The organism is Paractinoplanes toevensis (assembly GCF_018332695.1).
Taxonomy (GTDB): domain Bacteria; phylum Actinomycetota; class Actinomycetes; order Mycobacteriales; family Micromonosporaceae; genus Actinoplanes; species Actinoplanes toevensis.
Genome location: NZ_BOQN01000270.1, coordinates 1 through 903, shown reverse-complemented (window position 1 = coordinate 903; position 903 = coordinate 1). Strand labels below are relative to the sequence as shown.

Genomic DNA, 903 nt, shown 5'->3' with positions numbered 1-903 from the left:
GACCAGGACCGCCTCGTCGAGGTCGGCGGGCGTCCCGATCCGCTCGAACCGGCCGACCAGCGCGACGGCGAGGTTGGCCAGGTGTCGGGTGCGGTCCGCATGCGTCCCCGGCACGAGCGCACAGACCGCGCGGAACCCCTCGACGGCGAGGTCGGCGAACGCCGGCTCCTGGGTCTCGGCGAACCTGTCGAACGCGTCGGCGGCCGCGGCGTCGAGCGCCCGCCAGTCGGCCGTCACCGGTTGCGCCCGGCGTTCATCGCCGCCCGGACCCGGAGCAGGCTCTCCGCCAGGTCCGGTGCCACCGTCCGCAGCTGCTGCTCCTCGACGTCCAGCAGGTACGACAGGACGACGCCACGGCTGTTCTCGAGCAACTCGACGGCGCGCTCGGGGCGGCCGGCTGACAACGCGGCCGCGGCGGCGTCCGAGCCCAGGCCGGGGATGCGGCCGAGGTGGTGTTCCTGGTCGTCCCAGGACAGGTGCCGCGGTGCCAGCAGCCGCAGGCACTCCACGGTCTCACCGAAGGCCGTGCCGGCCTCGGCCCACCGGCCGCGCGCGGCGTGCAACCGGCCGAGTTGCCGCCCGGCTCGCACCCGCACCGCGGGCGCCGCGGTGCGCTGGCCCAGGGCCGCGGCGAGGCCGGCGGCGGCTTCCGGCCCTTCCCGTACGGCCTGCGCATAGCTCACCTGGTACAGCGCCCGGGCCGGGTCGAGGGGCGCAGACGAGGAGACGGCCTCCGCGCACAGCCGCCCGGCCTCGTCCCACAGATAGTCGTCGCCGGTGGCCTCGGCGAGATACCGCGTCGAGTTGCCGAGATTGTTCAGCCGGGCCGCCCGGCTCGGGTCCTGCTCGTCGGTCGCGTCCAGGGCCGCCATGCCGTCGGCCACGGCGTCGACCAGGTCCTGC

Annotated in this window: 2 protein-coding genes; both read right to left on the bottom strand. The window is 76.0% G+C overall.

Translation table 11 applies throughout. The features are described 5' to 3' along the window. Window positions 1-237: hypothetical protein (locus tag Ato02nite_RS51160; RefSeq protein WP_213013995.1), on the bottom strand; the 237-nt coding region annotated here is incomplete at its 3' end. Beyond that, on the bottom strand, window positions 234-903 hold a 670-nt coding region (locus tag Ato02nite_RS51155), incomplete at its 5' end, for a hypothetical protein (RefSeq protein ID WP_213013994.1). The genes Ato02nite_RS51155 and Ato02nite_RS51160, both read right to left, overlap by 4 nt.